Source organism: Micrococcus sp. CH7 (assembly GCF_001595485.1).
Lineage (GTDB): Bacteria > Actinomycetota > Actinomycetes > Actinomycetales > Micrococcaceae > Micrococcus > Micrococcus luteus.
In genome coordinates, this window is the sequence record NZ_LOSQ01000034.1 from 1 (window position 1) to 2,454 (window position 2,454).

Below are 2,454 nucleotides of genomic sequence, written 5' to 3' on the forward strand. Positions count from 1 at the left end.
GAACCCCGACACCGCGCCCGCCCTCGAGTTCAGCGCCTGACAACCCCAACGAAGGAATCAGCCGCTACACCACTTCATGGGGCTTGACCGACCTGCCGGAGGGCATCGATCTGCCGGTCGAGGTCCTGTTTGGCCGTCGAGACCCGCGCGTAGCCCAATTCCATGCGCCCAGCGTACCGGAAGTCGGTTCCGTACGACCTAAATGGTTCAGCACTTTTGGTCCAAGTTCTGGTACAGGAATCGCCGATCGTGCACATCGGGCAAGGATCCCCACGCGGGCCGTCCCACTACCAAGGAAGTGGGACAGTCGCCCGAGAGCGATCAACACGTCGATCACCTCGAGCTCGGCCGGCCCGACGACTCCGATCGGGACGCAAGACCTCGATGCCGCCATTTAGCTCCGTCAGAACACCGCCACTTATCGATGCGGTTCACAGACGACGTCTTGTGAGGGATCGTCATGTACGCAAGACCCGTACGGTGACGTGGGCGGTGAGGGGAGGGTAACTGCAACAATGGGGACATGCATGTCGGCTACGCGCGCGTCTCGACTCTCGAGCAAGACCTCTCCGCCCAACGGGAAGCACTCGAGCGCCTCGGAGTCGAGAACAAGGACATCTACTTCGACCACGGCCTGACGGGAACGACCCGCGCCCGGCCCGGGTTGCGCGAAGCGCTGGCCGCGACCCGGGACGGCGACACCCTGGTGGTGACCAAGCTCGACCGGCTGGCCCGCTCGCTCCCGGACGCGAGGGACATCGCCGACGAGCTCACCACCAAGGGAGTGGCGCTCAGTCTCGGAGGCAGGGTCTACGACCCCAACGACGCCGTCGGCCGGTTGCTGTTCAACGTGCTCGGCATGGTGGCCGAGTTTGAGGCGGACCTCATCCGCCTGCGCACCCGCGAAGGCATGGCCATCGCCAGATCCAAGGGCAAACTCAAAGGCAAGAAGCCCAAGCTCTCGCCCTCTCAGCGCAAGCACCTGCTGACGTTGCACGCCGCCGGCGAGCACACCCAAGCCGAGCTGGCCGAGCTGTTCAACGTCTCCCGCACCACCATCTACCGCGAGCTGCGCCGCACCACGACCGACACCTGACCGCGCCTGCACCGCCACTGAGCGATCACAGAAACCCGCCACCAAGCCATCACATCCACAGGCCACCCCGCCCACACACGGTCGTTTTCGGCGGAGCCGATTCGCGCCACAACGCTTGCCATTGGAGCGACCTGCCAGCGCACGCACAATCCCTTTCGCGACGGCTGGACCACGCGCCGCGGGATGCGAGCGGGCCAGGGCGCTCAGGGGCAGCCGCGTTCCTGCAGCCAGATCCTCGCCGCCGCCTGAGCCGCGTCCGTGCCGCCGCCCCCGTCCCTACGGATCGGCAGGTCCGGGTCCACCGGGCGATCGCCCAGAACCTCGCCTCCACGGTCCACAAACTCCGCGGCCGTCAAGGTGAGACGGCTGCCATCGGACAGCACGTGCGTCGCATTCCCGGACCCATACCCTGACGATGACTGCCCGAACGACCTTGCATTGGGCAACCCTCGGAAGGCGGCCAGCACCGCCTCCCCCGAGGACGAGGTGGACCGGTCTTGAAGCACCGCAATCGGAGCGCCATCGCGTTGTGTCCGGGGCCCCACGCTGACGAACGTCATGCCCTCTGTGCCTGCCCCGTCCTCCTGCACGGTCACTGCCGTGTCCTCGCCAGCCCTATCCCGGAAGAACATCACCGGCCCCTCCGGCAACAACGCGGAGACCCCCGAGAGCATCGGCCACATGTTCCCACCCAGGTTTCCCTGCACGTCCACCACCCACCCGCAGGTCGCGGTCGCTGCGGCGTCGATTCCGTCCGCCAGGACCATCGCGTACTCGGACGCCTGGGGGTCGTCACTGGCCACGGGCAGTGCTGGCAGGCTGAGGGTACTGATGCCATCCGTCGTGGTGACGGTCGGCAACGTGACATTCATGCGCGGTGTCTCAGAAGCGCTGGAGGTCGACCTTTCACCCCTCTCGGCTGGGTCCGGGCCGGGAGTGAAGCTCGAATGCTTTCCTCCAGCCACCCCCGTGGCATAGCGCAGGACACTGTCGAGGTCTCGAGGTGAGCGCGCCGTCTTGGCGGTCTCCTGCACCTGGGCTCGGGCCTGCTCCCACCGCTCGCCGGAGGCGTACAGCCCGGTATCAAGGACGTCGAGGGCCCGATCTGCGTACGCCAGGGTGTCTTGATCTCCACTTGACGATCCTCCACCAGGGGTCGGCGTCCCTGGTGGAGCGGACGACGACGTGGGTGTCGATCCATCCCCGTGGGAGGCTCCACACCCGGTCAGCAGTACCGCCAGCACCACGCCCATGCAGACGACTCGCGTCCTAGGTGTAGGAGGGCATGACGTTGTTGACTCGGGCCGGTGCCAACGAGGCCGGAGGAGCGTCTCCGCAGGAGGTATGAGGCCGATGGT

General features: G+C 66.5%; 3 protein-coding genes. 1 reads left to right on the forward strand and 2 read right to left on the reverse strand.

Annotated features, from left to right (window positions below; all coding sequences use genetic code 11):
- Positions 1 to 74: 74 nt before the first annotated feature.
- Complete coding sequence (locus AUV08_RS11840) at positions 75 to 164, reverse strand: recombinase family protein (protein ID WP_231862035.1); 90 nt, start codon at positions 162 to 164, stop codon at positions 75 to 77.
- 359 nt (positions 165 to 523) lie between these two features.
- Between AUV08_RS11840 and AUV08_RS09110 the strand changes: the two genes are divergently transcribed.
- Positions 524 to 1,096 (forward strand): recombinase family protein, encoded by a 573-nt coding sequence (locus tag AUV08_RS09110; protein WP_061866749.1) that lies wholly within the window; start codon positions 524 to 526, stop codon positions 1,094 to 1,096.
- A 203-nt stretch (positions 1,097 to 1,299) separates the two neighbouring features.
- On the opposite strand, the gene AUV08_RS12080 is transcribed toward AUV08_RS09110, so the two are convergent.
- A complete protein-coding gene (locus tag AUV08_RS12080) occupies positions 1,300 to 1,968 on the reverse strand; it encodes a S41 family peptidase (protein WP_061866748.1) in 669 nt (222 codons plus the stop codon).
- Between the last annotated feature and the right edge of the window lie 486 nt (positions 1,969 to 2,454).

Coding starts and splice junctions, on each gene's coding strand:
- AUV08_RS09110 (WP_061866749.1), top strand. CDS start 524: ATGCATGTCGGCTACGCGCGCGTCTCGACTCTCGAGCAAGACCTCTCC.
- AUV08_RS12080 (WP_061866748.1), bottom strand. CDS start 1,968: ATGAATGTCACGTTGCCGACCGTCACCACGACGGATGGCATCAGTACC.
- AUV08_RS11840 (WP_231862035.1), bottom strand. CDS start 164: ATGGAATTGGGCTACGCGCGGGTCTCGACGGCCAAACAGGACCTCGAC.